This is a genomic window from Streptosporangium amethystogenes subsp. fukuiense, from assembly GCF_042665875.1.
GTDB lineage: Bacteria > Actinomycetota > Actinomycetes > Streptosporangiales > Streptosporangiaceae > Streptosporangium > Streptosporangium fukuiense.
Genome location: NZ_JBHTEE010000001.1, coordinates 2,460,292 through 2,477,360 on the forward strand (window position 1 = coordinate 2,460,292; position 17,069 = coordinate 2,477,360).

A 17,069-nucleotide genomic window follows, 5' to 3' on the forward strand; every position below is an offset into this window, starting at 1 on the left:
GGGTCGACCGGCCGGCCCCGGGCCGTGGGTGTGGAGCCGACCCCACACCCACGGCCGTTTCGGGTCACCGTCGACGTCCGACCCCGGTGGACGACTCAGTTGGCGGACAGGTCCACGAAGATCTTGCGCCAGTCGTCCGGCACGGGCTGACCCGTCGCCTTCATGAAGGCGACCAGCCTCTCGGCGGACTCCTCACTGACCTCGGGCTGCTTGGCGATGGCACCGCCGTCCCGCTGGTCCTTGACCCCCGACAGCACGGCGTCCTTGGGGCTGCCCTCGAACTTCTCCTTGTAGATCCACTCGTCGACCACCGCGGAGTTCTCGTAGACCTCCTTCTGCGCCTCCCCCAGAGCCTTCCTGAAGTCAGCCACGAGCTCCTTGTTGTTCTTGTAGAAGTCCGGGGTGACCGCGACGACCGACGTCAGGGTGTTGGTCAGCTCAGGCACCTCACCGCCGCTGACGTTGACGAAGAGCTTCGCGTAGCCCTCCGACTCCGCCACCTGCGGGTAGGGCGAACCCATGCTGCCGGCGACGACCTTCTCGCTCTTGAGTCCGGCCAGGGTCCCCGAGGCGGAGCCCATCGAGTTCATCTTGAAGTCGTCCGCGGACAGGCCGGCCAGCTGGAACATGTACTTGGCCATGTAGCTGCTCGACCCCTGAGGGCTGGAGACACCCCACGGCTTGCCGGCGAGGAACTTCATCTTGTCCTTCAGCGACGAGTCGTCCTTCAGACCGCTCTCCTTCCAGGCGGAGGCGGTGATGATGACCGACTCGGGAAATCCGTTGCCGACCTGCGCGATGATCGGGAACTCCTGGCCCTGCTGCAGGGCCGCCATCGGGTTCACCGACGAGGTGATCGCCATGTCGGTGCTGCCGCCGAGGGTCGCCTGCAGGCTGCCACCACCGTGGACCTCGATGAACTCCGCCTCGATGTTGTGCTTCTTGAGGATGCCGGTGCCCTGCGCGTACAGGATGGCCGAGTTCATCGTCGAGATGAACGGCGCCGCGATCCGGATCTTCCGATTGCCGGTCTTCGCATCCGCCGCGATCGTCTCGCCGCCACCTCCGCAGGCGGTCAGCGTCCCGGCCGTGAGCAACACGCTCAAGGCGATGGTCGCCAGCCGGCGCGTTCCCCGCGTCCGGGCCTTGTTGTCAGATGTGGTCATCCACGTGCTCCTTCACCTTGCCACAGCGCTACCTTGCGCTGAATTGCCCCCAAGACCGAGTCGATGGTCATCGCCGTGACGGTGATCGTCAGAACCGCGACGAGCACCCCCGCGGAGTCATAGCGCTGACCGGAATCAAGAGCCAGATGGCCGAGGCCCTGCGAGGACGCCACGAACTCGCCGACCACCGCGCCGATCAGCGCGACCGGGAACGCGACGCGCAGGCTGGTGAGCAGCCAGGTCGTCGCCGACGGCAGGTAGAGGCCGGTGATGATCTGGCGCTGGTTCGCACCCATCAGGCGCATCTGGTCGAGCAGGTTGTGGTCGATGCGCCGGGTGGCGTTCCACACGTTGTAGAAGATCACCCACATGCAGGAGAACGCCGCGACGAACACCTTCATGGTGAGGTCGACGCCGACCCAGACCACGATGAGCGGTGACAGCATGATCTTCGGCATCGAGTAGAGCATGGCGGCGAACGGTGCGATGACCCGCGAGGTGGACTCGTAGATGCCGAAGAGCAGGCCCAGCGTGCTGCCGATCAGCGCGCCGATCGCGAAGCCGAGGCCGCAGGCCTGCATGGTGTAGGACAGGTGCGAGAGGAGCTTGCCGCCCTCCATGAACTGACCGAAGCGTTCGACGACCGTCGTCGGGCTTGAGATGATGAACACCGGAAGAAGCCTGCCGCTGGCGAACTGCCACGCCGAGCAGAAGACCACCACGATGGCGATCCGGATCCCCCAGAGTTTGGCCAGGTCGAGCAGCCGCTCCCGGCGTTGTTCCCGGTCCTGCGCCGGCTTGGCGGGACCGGACGCCCTCTTGGACGCCGACTCGGGTGCCACTGTCTCCGTCGTCATGAGATTCCCCTCCCGCTGCGAGTCGCGGCGGTCACGGCCTGGTCGTCATCGTGTTCCAGAGCGGGGTTGCTCAGTGCGACACCGTCGTCCGACAGGTTGCCGGCGATCGTCTTCCACAACCTGGCTTCGTGCACCGCGTAAGCGGGCGTCTGCCGGAGCTCGACGGGCGAGACCCCGCGCGGAAGATCCTCGAGCGTGTCGATCTGGTCGACGGTTCCCGGCGCTCCCGCCATGGCGACCACCTCGTCACCGAGGGTCAGCGCCTCGTTCAGATCATGGGTCACGAAGATCGTGGTGAGGTCGGTCCCCTCGATCCGGGACTTCAGGAACTCCTGCATCCGCACCCGGAGCACCGCGTCCAGGGCACCGAACGGCTCGTCCATGAGCAACAGCGTCGGCTCGGTGACCAGGGTGCGTCCGAGTTGGACTCGCTGCCGCATGCCCCCGGAGAGTTCCCGCGGGTAGTGGTTGAGCCAGTCCCCCAGACCGACGCTCGCGGCCATCTCGGCCGCTCGCTCACGACGCTCCGCCCGCGACACACCTTTGATCTTGAGCGGTAGCGCGATGTTGCCCAGGACCGTCTTCCAGGGCAGCAACGTCTCCCGCTGCGTGACATAACCGATGCCCGGGTGTAGCTTGCGCCACTCCTTGCCGAGGTACCGGAACTGCCCGTTCGAGACCTTCAGCAGGCCCGAACACACGTGCAACAGCGTGGACTTGCCACACCCACTGGGCCCGACCACGCACACGAAGCGTCCCTTGGGCACGGTGAGGTCGACATCCACCACAGCGGGACGGATCACACCCTTGCCGGGGTAACGTACCGTCACATCCTTGAACTCCACCACGGGCACCTCGGCGTTGCCCACGCCGGTGCCCGGAGGCGAAAAGTCGCCCAACTCTCAGTCCTCCTCAACCTGCCTCGTCTGCTTGAGCAGTCCGGGGACGTCTATCTGCGATACGGGTTCTGGTCATCCACAAACGGCCGCTGTCCTCGTGCTACGCGGTGCCGGCTGCCGGCGCGACCGTGTCATCGCTCGAACCGTAACGACCCGTGAGGCCTAGGTGTATACAGATTACTGACGCCGCAACGTGTGTCAATAGTTACATCGAGATGACCCCCACGTCACAGGCGGAGGATCGGGCGGCCCCCCGGATGCGCACGTAGGCGAACACCGAGGCCGGGGCCGGTGAGCCCGCGCATCCGGCACGGCGGGCGACGAGCCGACCGCGGAGTGGCGTGGACCTGTCCACCTGCGCGAAGAAGTCACCCACGCCGAGCCGACCGGGTGGCCGAGGACCGGCCCTGGCATTCGACTGTGGCGACTGTATACTTTCGCCGCTCAAGAGTTCCGAAATCGGAGGCCGGGAATGGCAATACAGCTGCGCGGCACCTTCTCGCTCAACCCTCGCGTGGCGCCGCTCGTCGACGGCACCGTCCAGCCCAGGGGCATCGAGATCACCTGGGAGCGCGGCAACGCGGGCGACCTGCACACGATGCATCTCCGCGACAGCGCGCACGACGTGTTCGAGTTCTCCATCTCGAACTTCATCGTCACTCGCGAACGTCCCAAGGACCTGTGGGACTGGGTGATGATCCCGGTCTATGCCAGCAAGGCCACCCTCGGACTGAACACGTGGGTGAACACCGACGCGGGTATCGAGGGCGGCGCCGACCTGAGGGGCAAGAAGTTCGGGATCCCCGACTACACCATGACGGCGGGCCTCTGGTTCCGGGCGCAGCTTGAGGTGCTCTGGGGTATCGGTCCCCAGGACATCGAGTGGTACATCGGGCGGCAGGGCGAGGAAAGCCACGGCCGGCAGATGGGCTTCGAACTGAATCCGCCCAGTGGCGTCACGCTGCGCTGGACCGGCGGCGGCGATGTGAACCGCATGCTCCAGACCGGGGAACTGGACGCCGCGTTCCCGGCGGGCGGGACCGCGATCGACACCTCGACGGGCAGGGTGGCGCGGCTCTTCCCCGACGGGGGCCGTCGGTTCATGGCGGACTTCAAGCGCAGAACCGGCTTCCTGCCCGTCAACCACGTCGTGCTCGTGCAGCGGCGCCTCGTCGAGAAGGAGCCATGGGTGCCCGAGGCGCTTTTCGAGGCTTTCGAAGCCGCCAAGCGGGAGGCGTACCGGCGAGACCGCAAGGCCGCCGGTGTTTTCCTCGACGGGAACGACGACATGGACTGGCAGGCGTCGGTCTTCGGGGCGGACCCGTTTCCGTACGGGTTCGCCGCCAACAAGGCGATGCTCGACATGGCCGCGAGGCAGTCGAACCTGGACGGACTGACGGTCACCCCCTGGGACGTCGAACAGTTCGTCGCGGAGAGCCTCCGCGGTACGTGAGCGTGGTCGCGCCCCACCGCGCCCTGCCGTGCACAGGACGCGGTGGGGCGGCGCCTCCGGCCTGGAGCCGGTACCGGTGAGGCTCAGGCGATGGAGTTCGCCATGTCGGCGACGCCGCTCTCCTCGGACACCCGCGGGAGCGGCGCGTCCGAGGTGGCACCCAGCGGCGCGTTCCTGGCCAGGCCCGGGCTGCCCGCCTGCCACACGTCACGCGTGATCGGCGACCCCTCCAGCAGGCGTGGCCGGTGGTCCGCGTCGACGATGTCGTGTTCGGTGCAGAACTCGAAGGAGATGCCGGTCATGGGGTCGGCGATGTAGACGCTGATCGAGCCGGACGCGGCGTGCCGAAGCACGTCCTTCTGGAGCTGCGCGCCCTGGCGCAGTGCGATGTTCCTGGCCCGCATCACATCGTCGATGTTCTCCACGAGGATGCAGAAGTGGTCCATGGACGCGGCGCGCTGAGGGCTCGAACGGAAGATGCCGAGCGAGTGGTGGTAGTTGTTCGCCGACCGCATGAACACCGCGTTGCGCTTGATCCAGTCCGACGCCCGGAACCCGAGGACGTCGGCGTAGAACCGATGCGCCGCGACGGGGTCCGATGAGAACCACACCGCGTGCAGCATCTCCGTCATGCGCACGGCGTCCTGAGCAGGCTTCACCGCCCGGGACAGCATGTCGGTGTAGACATCGACCTCGACCCCGTCGGGATCCACGAACCGAAGACCGCGATCGATCCCATCGCCTTCCAGGTCACCGATCTCCTCGAATCGGATACCGCGCTCGTCCAGTCGGTTCGCGACCTCGGACAACGCCTCGTCACCCGTGAGCTGGAAGCCCACCCGCATCAGCCCGCGCCGGTGCCGGTTCTCCTCCAGCCGCAGCCAGTGGTGATCGTAGCCGCCGCCGAGGAAGCTCGTTCCCGCGGAGCGGTCATGCACGGTGAGATGGCCGACGTTCGAGTAGAACTTCGTCGACTCGGCGAGGTCCGGGACACCCATCACGACGTATCCGAGACGCTCGACTGACTGCTCCATAGTTCCTCCAGTTTCCGGTTACGACCTAATTGTCGGTAATTGCGTGATTCTCGTCGCTCGTCAGTGGCCGGTCCACCAGAGGCCGCCCGCCGCAACGCGAAAGACGGGCGCGTTGCCGCCGCTCGTCCCGATGTAACCGACGACTTGACGCGTGCAAAGTTGTCATTAGAGTGTATACAGTTGTCGGGGTGATGCAAGGTCATGGGCCGAACCGTCGACTCCGTTCCACACGATCACTGGCGCCGCTTCCCAAGGAACCGCTATGACTCTCCTGCTTGATGACCGTTCGGTGAGCAGCGTGCTCGACCCGGCCTCACTCGTCGAGGCGATCGACCAGGCCATCCGGGCCGACGCGGAAGCCCCCGCCGACGTTCCCGGGCGGTTGAACCTCTCGGGGGGCGGCAGATTCTTCCGCATCATGCCCGCGGTGGTGCCCCGGTCGGGCGTCATGGGTCTCAAGGCGTTCTTCGGCGGCAACGGCGTGGGGGTCCGCTACCTGATCATGATCGCCTCCGTCGAGAGCGGCGAGGTTCTGGCGATGATGGACGCCTGCCACCTGACGGCGGCGCGCACCGCCGCGACGAGCGTGGTCGCCGCACGGGCCCTGGGAGTCAAGGCGACACGCCTCGGTGTTCTCGGGTCCGGCCTGGAGGCCGAGACCCACCTGCGCACCTTCGCCGCGGTGGGTGAGATCGACGAGGTCAAGGTGTTCAGCCCGAACCCGGTGAGCCGGGAGCGGCTCGCCGGCCGGCTGCGCGAGGAGCTCGGCCTACCGGTGGTGCCGGCCGCCACGACCGCGGAGGCATGCGCCGATGTCGACCACGTGATCACCGCGACCAACACCGGCTACGGCGGCCCGATCGCGTGCGAGTCCGGCTGGCTCCGGCCCGGTCTGCACATCAGCGCGATCGGCTCCACCCACCGTGACCTGCGCGAGCTCGATACGGCCGTCTTCAGGCGTGCGGGAACCCTCGTCTTCGACGCCGATCCGGAGCAGGTCGCGGACGAGTCCGGCGACATTCGGGAGTTCGTCGACGAGGGCGGCAGCCTCAGCACCGTCCTGGGGCTCAGCGACCTGCTCCAAGGCAAGGTCGCGCTCCCCGAGGCCCCGCGGGGGGACCTCACCATCTTCAAGTCCGTCGGAACCGCGCTCCAGGACATGGTCGCCGCCGAGCTGGCGTACCGGCGCGCGATCGAGGCCGGTCTCGGAACCACCCTGGACAACCTGGCCGTGCCCAAGAGCCGCCGCTGACCGTCCGGGCCTCCCGGCTTTCCGCCACACGCACCTTTGATAAGGAGACGAACCCCATCATGACCACAGCCATCGGTAAGCACGACGCGCGCGACTGGGCCCGTGAGCACTTCCACGGTGTCAACAACGTGCTCATCCCCAGCTTCTCCACCGATCTGACCCACCTGAACGAAAGCGGCGTCCGCCACGACGTCCGGCGGGTGATCGAACTCGGGTTCACCGGCACGCTGCTCGTCAGCGAGACCAACATCACCCTCGACGAGTACGTCCGCTTCACCGAGATCGCCCACGACGAGGCGGGTGGCCGGCTCAACCTGATCTTCCACGCGTCGTTCAACACGCTGGAGGAGAACATCACCGCCGCGCGGCGTGCCGAGGCCGCAGGAGCCCGCCTCGCGCTGCTGTCCTACCCGCCGAGCTTCTATCCGAAGTCCCTGCAGGAGATCTACGACTACACCAGGGCGTTCTGTGACGCCACCGACCTGGCCGTCATCCTCTTCCCGATGACACACTGGGGTTTCGAACGCCTCCACTCCGCCTCGTTGCCGGTCGACATGCTGGCCGACCTGGTCGACGCCGCGCCGAACGTCGTCTCGGTGAAGGCCGAAGGCGGATTCCCGTCGATCGCGGGCTTCGCACACGCCTGGCACCGGCTCTCGGAGAAGGTACTGATCACCATGCCGATCATCCAGGAGGCCATCGCGCTGGCCGCGCTCGTCCCGCTACGGGTGATCGCGACCTCGAACACCGAGTACTACGGCGACACCGCCCCGCGGATGCTGGCCCTGGCCCAGGAGGGCAAGGTCGACGAGGCCATGGACCTGCTCTGGAAGATCGCCCCCGCGTGGAAGGCCAACGGCAACGTCGCCCCCGTCCCGCACGCCCACTCCGTGAACCGGTCCGCGTGGAAGTACCAGGCGTGGCTCGCGGGCTTCAACGGCGGGCCGATGCGTGTCCCGGCGAACCGCCTGCACAGCGGCGAGATGGCGGCGTTCCGGCGAGCGCTGGTGGACTCGGGGCTTTGGGTGACGGACGACCCCGACGAGGAGTACTTTGTCGGGCGCAACCCAGAATGATCACATGGCGGAGCGTGACACGGCTCGGGTGAGCTCCACCGGACCACCGGAGGTGTCCGACCTCCGGGAACACGCTCCGGCAGCACCGGTGACGCAGGCTTGAGGGGAGGCCCGGATGATCTTTTACAGTTTCTGGCAACTGTATACGCATGAGGAACCTATACTTGAGGGGTGCCGAAAAATACTCGAGGAGCGCCACAGAAGCCGATCCTCTCTCCTGTGAGCAGCGGAGCGCTCGGCAGCCTGGACCGGTCGTCCGGAGTCGCAGGTATGGGTGCCGTCTCACGTTCGACGCTCGGGGATCGTGTCTACGATCGCGTCCGTGAGGCCATCATCCGAGGAGAGCTCCCGGCCGGGACCGAGATCAACCAGGTTGAGCTCGCCAACACGCTCGGAGTGAGCCGGGTGCCGGTACGCGAGGCCCTGCGGCGACTCCAGGCGGAACGCCTACTCGACGCCAACCCCTTCCAGCGCTACGTCGTCACGCAGCTCTCCCAGGAGCAGGTGCTCGAACTCTACGACCTGCGCCAGACTCTGGAGATCTTCGCCACGCTCCGTGCGCGATCTCGTCCCGATTTCCTCGACGTCGACCTGCCGGCGGCCCGGGCGGTCGCCGGTTCCATGGACCTGGACATGTCATCCGAGGAGTGGCTCCAGGCGGACATGGAGTTCCACCACTCGCTGCACGGTCGCGGCTCCGCCGTGTCCAGCATCATCGACGAGGTACGGTTCCGGATCTACCGCTACGTGCACCTGGCCACCCCCGACCTCCCACGTCGCCAGGAGGTGCTCGCCGAGCACCAGGCCATCCTCGAAGCCCTCGAACGAGGTGACGAGGACGAGATCCGCACCCTGATCGAGGCCCACGTCGAGCACACGCGTGACCGGCTCGTCCACATGAACTGGGGCGAGACCTCGGGCGGCTGAGACCGGAACCCGGATCTCCCTCCCCGAAAGCCCCCCGGAACGCACCGGCTCCGCACCCTGAGCGGCCGCCCGTCGCGGCACGCCGCCGGGGTGTTCGGGCCGGTGCGCCCGTCCTCGGCGAGCGCTCTCGCCACGCCGCGAGATCAGCCTCACGCCGAGCGCGGTCGGCGACCGGAAGGCATTGCCACATTACCGATTACTGAATACACTTTTCATCGAATGAATACACTATTCACCTACTGAGAGGGTGCCGTGAGCGGTAGTGAACACCGGCCGGCGCGGCGGGTCGGCACGCTGGGCAGCGAGCTCACCTTCGCGGGGCAGGCGACACGGGCCCTGCTCGACCGCAGGCCCGGACTGGGCGGCCCGGAGTACTTCCCCACCATGGACGACGTCGCCGCCGCCGTACTCGACGGCAGGATCGACCTGGGGGTGCTGACCTCGGAGACCTCCAACACCGCGTGTACCGAGACCGCCGCCCGCATCCTCGCCGGAGAGAAGCTCTTCATCAGCGACGAGATCGTGGTGCCGTACCACTGCGCCCTGCTCGGCAGGCCGGGCAGCCGTCTGGACGACATCACGTATGTGGGCGGGCACGGCTCCATCCGCCAGTGCCGTCGCTTCCTGGCGGAGCGGCTGCCCGCCGCCACGGTCGAGATCCACCCGCTGAACTCCGTGGCCGCGGCGCGGGAGGTGCTCGCCGGTGACGGCTCGATGGCCCTGATCGGCACCGAGGCCGTGGCCCGGGAACTCGGCCTGGACATCATCGAGCGCGACGTCGACAACGGCAGCGTCGGCGGGTGGTGGGCGCTCGGCTCCGCGCTGGAGGTCTCCCCCGGTGCCGACCACCTGGCGGTCCGCGTCGACGGCGCTCAGGAGCTCGACGAGGCTCTCGCGCGCCTGGCCCCGCTCGGGCTGGCCGTACGCACGATCACGAACGCGCCCACCGGCGAGATCTTCCGCTACCGCTACCTACTGGTGCTGCGTACGCGGAGCGGTGAGCCTCTCACCGAGCAGGCGATCGACGCCTTCGGCTCCCGGCTGGTCGGCGTCTTCGCCACGTCGACCGCTTCTTGACCATTCCGCCCGCCGTCGCGGCGAGCATGACCATGGAGGTGAGATGTCCGACTTCGCTGGAGCGGATGTTCTCGATCGCTACATCGAGCAGTGCAGGAACTGGGGGCGCTGGGGCGAGGACGACTCGCTCGGGACGATGAACTACGTCGGGCCCGAGGAGGTACGGCGCGCCGCGGCGCTCGTCGAGCACGGCGTGACCGTCTCCTGCTCACTCCCCTATGACCAGCGAGGCCCCCAGACCGGAAGCCTGCGGGCCAACCCGCGCAACGTGATGACGGCGACGGGCGCGGACCACCTGGCCGGAGCACAGGAAATCCTTCCGGCCGGGTTCGGCCCGGCCAAGGGCTACGGGCGTTCCGACGACATCCTCATCGTGCCCAACCAGGCCGGCACCCAGTGGGACTCGCTCTCGCACATCTTCTGGAAGGGGAAGATGTGGAACGGGTACTCCGCGGGTCTCGTCTCCTCCGGCGGGGCGGCCAAGAACGGCGTGGAGAACTACGCGGGCAAGTTCGTGATGCGCGGCGTGCTGCTCGACGTGGCCCGGCAGCTGGGCGTGGACTCCCTCGAGCCCGGCTACCCGGTTTCCGTCGAGGAACTGGAGGCGACCGCGGAAGCCCAGGGCGTTCAGGTCCGGCGCGGGGACGCGGTGCTCATCCGCACCGGCTTCCTCGAGACTCGCCGGCACGCGTGGGGCGACTACGCGGGCGGTGCCGCCCCGGGAGTGTCGCTGCACACCGCCCCGTGGTTCCACGAGCGGGAGATCGCCGCGGTCGCCTCGGACACCTGGGGCGTCGAGGTCCGCCCCAACGAGATCGACTGCTTCCAGCCGTTCCATGTCGTGGCACTGGTCCACATGGGACTGGCCATCGGCGAGATCTTCGACTTTCAGGAGCTCGCGGCCACCTGCGCCCACTACGGGAAGTACGAGTTCCTCTTCACCGCGCCCGCGTTGCCCATCACCGGTGCGTCCGGGTGCCCCGTCGGTGGTGTCGCGGTGCTGTGAGGCGCCCAGGACCGTCTTGACACCGCAAGAAAGAAGGAACCGATGACCGCGTTCGCCACGTCCACCCTCGCCCCGTCGCTCCCGGCCGTCCCGTCGACGCTGCTGGCCGGAGGGCGCTGGCGCCCAGCGGCAGGTGGAGCCACGTTCCCGGTGGACAACCCCGCGACCGGCGAGACGCTGATCGAGGTCGCCGACGCCGACGCGCAGGACGCGCTGGACGCGATCCGGGCCGCCTCCGACGCGCAGCCCTCCTTGGCCGCCCTGTCCCCCGCCCGGCGCGCCACGTTGCTGCGCCGGGTCGAGGCCGCGCTGCGCGAGCGTGCGGACGAGCTCGCCCTGCTCATCACCCTGGAGATGGGCAAGCCGATCACCGAGTCCCGCGGGGAGGTGACCTACGCCGCCGACTTCTTCGGCTGGTTCGCCGACGAGGCCCTCCGCATAGGAGGGGACTACCGGCTGTCCCCCACCGGGCTGACCCGCATCCTCGTCCAGCACAGGGCGGTGGGGCCCTGCCTGCTCGTCACACCGTGGAACTTCCCCCTGGCGATGGGGGCGCGCAAGATCGCCCCGGCGCTCGCAGCCGGCTGCCCGTCCGTGCTCAAGCCCGCCGAGCAGACGCCCCTGACCAGCCTGCTCCTGGCGCGGATCATCGAGGAGTGCGGTGCTCCGGCCGGCGCGGTCAATGTCGTCACCACCTCCCGTCCAGCCGCGGTCGTCGGCGCGGTGATCGGGTCCGGGCTCGCCCGCAAGCTCTCCTTCACTGGATCGACCGAGGTGGGCAAGCTGCTCCTGGCCCAGTGCTCGGCCCACGTCATGAGGACCTCGATGGAGCTGGGGGGGAACGCGCCTTTCATCGTCTGCGAGGACGCCGACCTCGACGCCGCGGTCGAGGGCGCGCTGCTGGCCAAGATGCGCAACGGCGGCCAGGCGTGTACGGCGGCCAACCGCTTCATCGTCGCGGAGTCGATCGCCCCCGAGTTCACCGGCAGGCTCGCGGCCCGCATGGGAGCGATGCGGGTCGCCGCCGGCTGGCAGGACGGCGCCGAGGTCGGGCCGCTCATCGACGACGCGGCGGTCGCGAAGTTCGAACGGCTGATGGCCGACGCCCTCAAGCGAGGCGCGACGATCGAGGTGGGGGGCGGATCGGCGAACGGCCGGTTCGTGGAACCCACCGTCCTGAGCGACGTCGCGCCGGGAACGGCACTGCTCGACGAGGAGATCTTCGGACCGCTCGCCCCGATCACCACCTTCCGCGAGGAGGAGGCGGCGGTGAACACGGCCAACGGCACCCCGTACGGGCTGGTGAGCTACGTCTACACGCGCGACCTGGAGCGCGCGCTGCGCATGGTCGGGAACCTCGCCAGCGGCATGGTCGGGGTCAATGTCGGCGTCGTGTCGAACGCGGCCGCGCCCTTCGGCGGCATCAAGCAGTCCGGGCTCGGTCGCGAGGGCGGGTTCGAAGGCATCACGGAGTACCTCGACGCGACCTACGCGGCGATCCCGGTCTGACGACGGGCGGGCGCACGCGGTGCGCCCGCCGAACTCGGACGGGAGCGGGAAGCAAGCATGAACTGGCACGTCAAGGAGATGACAAATGCCGATGCGCATCGTGGGACTGCGCCATACCGACGAATCGGTCCTGGTGGGGATCCTCACGGACGACGGCCTCGGGGTCTGCGTCCTCGCGCCCCTGGAGGAGTTCTGGGCCGAACCCCGACGCTGGTTGGCCGGCAAGCCGGCCACCGAGCAGGTGGTGGCCACGTTGCCGCTGGACGATGTCGAGTTCGTCCCCCCGGTGCTGCCGGGCGCGAAGGTCATCTGTATCGGGCTGAACTATCTCAAGCACGTCGCGGAGGGTTCCTACGCGAGCGAGGGTGTGCCGCATCACCCCACCCTGTTCGCACGGTGGCCGAGCTCGCTCACCGTCGGAGGCATGGGCATCCCGGTGCCGCCCGACGAGGACGGTGTGGACTGGGAGGGTGAGGTGGTGGCCTGGGTCGGTGCGACCCTCGTGGACGCCACGCCCGAGGAGGCCCTGGCGGCCGTGGTCGGCTACTCCACGTTCAACGACGTGACCTCGCGCCGGGCACAGAAGCTCACCTCCCAGTGGACGCTGGGCAAGAACGGAGACCGTTCCGGTGTGCTCGGACCGCTGGTACCGGCCGCCGAAGTGGGCGACCTGCGTGACGGGCTCAAGGTGGAGACGCGCGTGAACGGCACCGTGGTGCAGCAGGGCAGCACCGACGAGATGGTCTACACGGTCGGTGACACGCTCTCGCTCATCAGCCGGACCCTCACCCTCCGCCCCGGCGACCTGCTCGCCACCGGAACCCCGTCGGGGGTCGGCTACTCCCGGACACCACCGTGGCTCCTGCGCCCCGGCGACGAGGTGGAGGTCGAGGTGGAGCGGCTCGGCGTGCTGCGGAACCCGGTCGTGGCCAACCAGGAGCGCCACGAGGTGCTGGGATCGGGCGCGTCCGCATGAGCGCCGCCCTTGGCTCCAGCCTGGCCGGCCCCCTTGAGGGCGTGCTCGTGGTCGACCTGTCCCGCGCCTTGGCGGGACCCCACGCGACGATGATGCTGGGCGACCTCGGTGCCCGGGTGGTCAAGATCGAGGCACCGGGGCACGGAGACGACACCCGAGGCTGGGGACCGCCCTTCGTCGGAGACGAGGGGGAACGAGAGTCGACGTACTTCCTGTCGGCCAACCGGAACAAGGAGTCCGTCTGCCTGGACCTCAGGGACGACGACGACCGCGAGGTTCTGCTCGCCCTGGTGCGACGGGCGGACGTGCTGGTGGAGAACTTCCGGACCGGAGTCATGGAACGGCTCGGGCTGGGCGCCGAGGCGCTCGGAAAGCTCAACCCGCGGCTCGTGCAACTGTCGATCACCGGCTTCGGCCACGACGGTCCCGAAGGCGGACGGCCGGGCTACGACCAGATCGCCCAGGGCGAGGGCGGCCTGATGTCCCTGACCGGATCGGCGCCGGGCGACCCGCAACGGTTCGGGACGCCGATCTGTGATCTGCTCGCCGGCATGTACGGCGCCTACGGTGTCCTGGCGGCACTGCGCCAGCGTGAGTCGACCGGACGAGGCCAGGTCGTACGCACCTCACTGCTGGCCGCGGCCGTCGGCGTGCACGCCTTCCAGGGGACCCGCTGGACGGTCGCCGGCGAGGTCGGGCGGGCGGCGGGCAATCACCACGCGTCCATCTCGCCCTACGGACTCTTCCGGTGCGCCGACGGAGCGGTACAGATCGCCGTAGGGAGCGAGGGGCTCTGGCAGAGGTTCTGCGCGGGTTTCGATCTCGACCCCGAGGAACCGGGTATGGCCACGAACGCCCAACGCGTCGCGTCCCGTGACCGGGTCATCGAACTGGTCGAACGGGTCTTCGCGGACCGGAGCGCTGGCAACCTGCTCGAACGGCTACGCGAGCTGGGCATACCTGCCGGCAGGGTACGCACCCTGGACGAGGTCTACACCTGGGAGCAGACCCTGAGCCAGGGCCTGGTCATCGACGTCACGCACGAGACCCTGGGCCCGCTCAGGCTGCCCGGGCCACCGCTGCGCTTCTTCGAACCGTCCGGGCGGGAGCACACCCGGACCGCGCACCGGCCGCCGCCCGTCCTCGACCAGCACGGGGAATCGGTGCGGCGCTGGATCGGCGACGTGGTCCGATGACACGTCGGCCGGGTGCCCTCGAACTGATCGAGGCGAACGTCGACCCGGGCTCCTGGCATTCGTGGGATGTGCCCATCGCCGCCGGCGACCGGGATCCGGAGTATGAGAAAGCGCTGTCCCAGGCTCGGGAACGTTCCAGCACGGACGAGGCCGTCGTCACCGGCCGGGCCCGGATCGGGGGTCACGACGTGGCACTCGTCGTGAGCGAGTTCCGCTTCCTCGGCGGGTCGATCGGTCGTGACGCGGCCGGGCGCATCGTAACGGCCGTGCGCCGCGCGACGGCCGAGCGGTTGCCCCTCATCGCCGCGCCCGCCTCCGGCGGTACCCGGATGCAGGAAGGCACGCCGGCCTTCGTCATGATGGTGGACATCTCCCGGGCCGTCGTCGAGCACAAGGCGGCCGGTCTGCCGTACCTGGTGTATCTGCGACACCCCACCACTGGCGGGGTGTTCGCGTCGTGGGGGTCGCTCGGGCACGTCACCGTGGCGGAACCGGGCGCCTTGATCGGTTTCCTGGGCCCATCGGTCTACGAGGCACTCAACGGGCATCCGTTCCCCGACGGTGTCCAGGTGGCCGAGAACCTGGTCGCCAAGGGGATCATCGACGCGGTCGTGCCCTGCGACCGGCTCGCCGGCGTCGCCTCGAAGGCACTCGCCTTGCTGGCCGGGCCACCGGCCAGACCTGCGAGCGTGACCCGGGCGTGGGTCCCCGACACCGCCGTGGTGACACTCCCGGGGGATCCGTGGGACTCCATTCGGCTCAGTCGTCACCCGGACCGCCCAGGAGTCCGTGAGCTGTTACGCATCGGGGCCGGCGAGGCCGTCGCCCTGTCGGGGACGGGCGCGGGCGAGCTCGGCCAGGGCATGTTGTGCGCCCTGGCCTCCTTTCAGGGGGTCGCGTGCGTCGTGATCGGTCAGGACCGACGCGCTCAGGCTCGCGGCGGCCCGCTTGACCACGATGATCTGCGCGCCGCGCGCCGTGGCATTCATCTCGCCCGGCAGCTGGGACGCCCGCTGGTCTGCGTCGTCGACACCCCCGGAGCCGAGCTCTCGGCAGAGGCGGAGGAGCGGGCTCTCGCCGGAGAGATAGCACGTTGCCTGGCCGACCTCGTCCAGCTCACCGTGCCGTCCGTGTCGGTACTCCTGGGAGAGGGGTGCGGCGGTGGAGCCCTCGCCCTTCTCCCCTGCCGAGCGCGCATCGCCGCCGAGCACGCGTGGCTCTCGCCCCTGCCGCCGGAGGGTGCGAGCGTGATCCTTCACGGTCACACCCGACTGGCGGCCGACATGGCACGCAGGCAGCGTGTCGGCTCCCACGAGCTGCTGGCTGACGGGGTGGTGCAGGCGGTCGTGCCCGAACCCGTCCCGGCGCACGAGAACCCCGAGGACTTCTGCCGGAGAGTGTCCGCGGCGATCGGGGCGCAGCTGCTCCAGCAGCTCGCCGCGTACCGGAGCGGCCAGGCGACGGCTTTCGGCGTCGGCGCGGCCTGCCCCGGCGGGCCGGATCCCGCACCCGCCGGGGCACGTCCCCGGGAGTTCCCAGATGGGCCGATCTCTTACGGGCCGGTCACCGGGAGCGGCGGGCGGCGTTCTTGCGCGGCGCCTTGACCGGCTGAGCCGCTCGGGGGGCACCCTGTATCGCGTCGATCCTGGCGTGCAGGCGGGCGAGCTCTTTCAGGATGGCGGTGAGCTGGTCCTCGGTCCGCTGTTCCTCGGCGGAGGTGTTCTGGTCGTCCATGGCGTTGACCACGACGGCGATGAACAGGTTGAGCACCACGTAGGAGGACATCAGGATGTAGCCGACGAAGAAGACCCAGGCCCAGGGCTTCTCCGCCATGACCGTCTGGGCGATGTCCGGCCAGGCCTCGCCGGTCATGACCTGGAACAGGGTGAACAGCGACGTCGGCAGTTCGTCGAAGTGCTCGGGGGCGATTCCGCCGAACAGCTGGGTCGCGAGGACCGCCGAGACGTACATGACCAAAAGGAGCAGCCCGACGATCGCCGCCATCCCGGGCATGGCCGCGAACAGCGCACCGACGACCTTGCTCATGCTGGGGACCACCGAGACCAGGCGCAGCGCCCGCATGATCCGCAGGGCCCGCAGCACGGAGGTCGGGCCGGACGCCGGGATCAGCGCGATGGTCACGATGGTCGCGTCGAACCAGTTCCACGGGTCCTTGAAGAACGTGCCCCGGTAGGCGTAGAGGCGGGCGGCGAGCTCGACGGTGAAGATCGCCAGGGCGATCCGGTCGACGGCGTGCAGGAACCCGCCGATCCGGTCCGTCAGATAGGAGGAGGTCTCACAGCCGATCGTGATCGCGTTGATCACGATGACGGCTACGACAACCCGCTGGAAGAGCCGGGTTTCAAGGAAGGAACGAATGCGTTCTCGCCCTGGCAAGAGGTCAGCTCCCGGAGGGGGAAGGGGGCAAATGCCGATCATCGTAAGCCCGCGCAGGCCACCCCTGAAAACCCCTGAATGTATGACATATGCCATAAAAGGAACCCTGCTCGTCCGCGACGCGTTGACCTCGGTGAAGAACCCCGGAACGGGCCGGCCCCAGAAGATCGGCTAGCGTTGCGGACACGGAGATCCTCCCGCGTCGACGAGCCGGGAGGACATGAGCCGGCCACGAGGGCCGGAT

Annotated in this window: 15 protein-coding genes; 10 read left to right on the top strand and 5 right to left on the bottom strand. The window is 68.6% G+C overall.

Annotated elements, in window-relative coordinates; genetic code table 11:
- Positions 1-95: 95 nt before the first annotated feature.
- From ACFQVD_RS10785 to ACFQVD_RS10795, 3 genes are read right to left on the bottom strand one after another with little or no spacing between them, the layout of a single operon-like run.
- Complete coding sequence (locus ACFQVD_RS10785) at positions 96-1,166, bottom strand: ABC transporter substrate-binding protein (protein ID WP_343969156.1); 1,071 nt, start codon at positions 1,164-1,166, stop codon at positions 96-98.
- A complete protein-coding gene (locus tag ACFQVD_RS10790; protein ID WP_343969158.1) occupies positions 1,163-2,023 on the bottom strand; it encodes an ABC transporter permease in 861 nt (286 codons plus the stop codon). The genes ACFQVD_RS10785 and ACFQVD_RS10790 overlap by 4 nt, the downstream gene beginning before the upstream one ends.
- Positions 2,020-2,922 carry an ABC transporter ATP-binding protein gene (locus ACFQVD_RS10795; RefSeq protein WP_343969160.1) on the bottom strand — a complete coding sequence of 301 codons (903 nt, stop codon included), beginning with the start codon at positions 2,920-2,922 and terminating at the stop codon, positions 2,020-2,022. Before ACFQVD_RS10795 ends, ACFQVD_RS10790 begins: the two co-directional genes overlap by 4 nt.
- A gap of 472 nt (positions 2,923-3,394) precedes the next feature.
- Between ACFQVD_RS10795 and ACFQVD_RS10800 the strand changes: the two genes are divergently transcribed.
- Positions 3,395-4,375 (top strand): hypothetical protein, encoded by a 981-nt coding sequence (locus ACFQVD_RS10800; protein WP_343969162.1) that lies wholly within the window; start codon positions 3,395-3,397, stop codon positions 4,373-4,375.
- An 83-nt stretch (positions 4,376-4,458) separates the two neighbouring features.
- Here ACFQVD_RS10800 and ACFQVD_RS10805 read toward each other — a convergent pair whose 3' ends face one another.
- Complete coding sequence (locus ACFQVD_RS10805) at positions 4,459-5,409, bottom strand: VOC family protein (protein ID WP_343969164.1); 951 nt, start codon at positions 5,407-5,409, stop codon at positions 4,459-4,461.
- Between the two features lie 262 nt (positions 5,410-5,671).
- On the opposite strand from ACFQVD_RS10805, the gene ACFQVD_RS10810 reads away from it, so the two are divergent.
- The 9 genes from ACFQVD_RS10810 (at position 5,672) to ACFQVD_RS10850 (ending at position 16,032) form a co-directional block, all read left to right on the top strand.
- Positions 5,672-6,661 carry an ornithine cyclodeaminase family protein gene (locus ACFQVD_RS10810; RefSeq protein WP_343969166.1) on the top strand — a complete coding sequence of 330 codons (990 nt, stop codon included), beginning with the start codon at positions 5,672-5,674 and terminating at the stop codon, positions 6,659-6,661.
- 59 nt (positions 6,662-6,720) lie between these two features.
- The gene (locus ACFQVD_RS10815; protein ID WP_343969168.1) at positions 6,721-7,737 is read left to right on the top strand and encodes a dihydrodipicolinate synthase family protein; all 1,017 of its coding nucleotides are present in this window, start codon (positions 6,721-6,723) and stop codon (positions 7,735-7,737) included.
- A 219-nt stretch (positions 7,738-7,956) separates the two neighbouring features.
- Positions 7,957-8,664, top strand: coding sequence for a GntR family transcriptional regulator (locus tag ACFQVD_RS10820; protein ID WP_343969170.1), 708 nt, complete (start codon positions 7,957-7,959; stop codon positions 8,662-8,664).
- Positions 8,665-8,916: 252 nt separating this feature from the next.
- Positions 8,917-9,741 carry a prephenate dehydratase domain-containing protein gene (locus tag ACFQVD_RS10825; RefSeq protein ID WP_343969172.1) on the top strand — a complete coding sequence of 275 codons (825 nt, stop codon included), beginning with the start codon at positions 8,917-8,919 and terminating at the stop codon, positions 9,739-9,741.
- A 43-nt stretch (positions 9,742-9,784) separates the two neighbouring features.
- Positions 9,785-10,747, top strand: coding sequence for a cyclase family protein (locus tag ACFQVD_RS10830; RefSeq protein WP_343969174.1), 963 nt, complete (start codon positions 9,785-9,787; stop codon positions 10,745-10,747).
- A 42-nt stretch (positions 10,748-10,789) separates the two neighbouring features.
- The gene (locus tag ACFQVD_RS10835; RefSeq protein ID WP_343969176.1) at positions 10,790-12,256 is read left to right on the top strand and encodes an NAD-dependent succinate-semialdehyde dehydrogenase; all 1,467 of its coding nucleotides are present in this window, start codon (positions 10,790-10,792) and stop codon (positions 12,254-12,256) included.
- Between the two features lie 85 nt (positions 12,257-12,341).
- Positions 12,342-13,232 (top strand): fumarylacetoacetate hydrolase family protein, encoded by an 891-nt coding sequence (locus ACFQVD_RS10840; RefSeq protein ID WP_343969178.1) that lies wholly within the window; start codon positions 12,342-12,344, stop codon positions 13,230-13,232.
- Complete coding sequence (locus ACFQVD_RS10845; RefSeq protein WP_343969180.1) at positions 13,229-14,428, top strand: CaiB/BaiF CoA transferase family protein; 1,200 nt, start codon at positions 13,229-13,231, stop codon at positions 14,426-14,428. The genes ACFQVD_RS10840 and ACFQVD_RS10845 overlap by 4 nt, the downstream gene beginning before the upstream one ends.
- Positions 14,425-16,032 carry a carboxyl transferase domain-containing protein gene (locus ACFQVD_RS10850; RefSeq protein WP_343969182.1) on the top strand — a complete coding sequence of 536 codons (1,608 nt, stop codon included), beginning with the start codon at positions 14,425-14,427 and terminating at the stop codon, positions 16,030-16,032. The genes ACFQVD_RS10845 and ACFQVD_RS10850 overlap by 4 nt, the downstream gene beginning before the upstream one ends.
- Here ACFQVD_RS10850 and ACFQVD_RS10855 read toward each other — a convergent pair.
- Positions 15,992-16,867, bottom strand: coding sequence for an ion transporter (locus tag ACFQVD_RS10855; protein WP_343969184.1), 876 nt, complete (start codon positions 16,865-16,867; stop codon positions 15,992-15,994). The two genes, ACFQVD_RS10850 and ACFQVD_RS10855, sit on opposite strands and share 41 nt — an antisense overlap.
- Between the last annotated feature and the right edge of the window lie 202 nt (positions 16,868-17,069).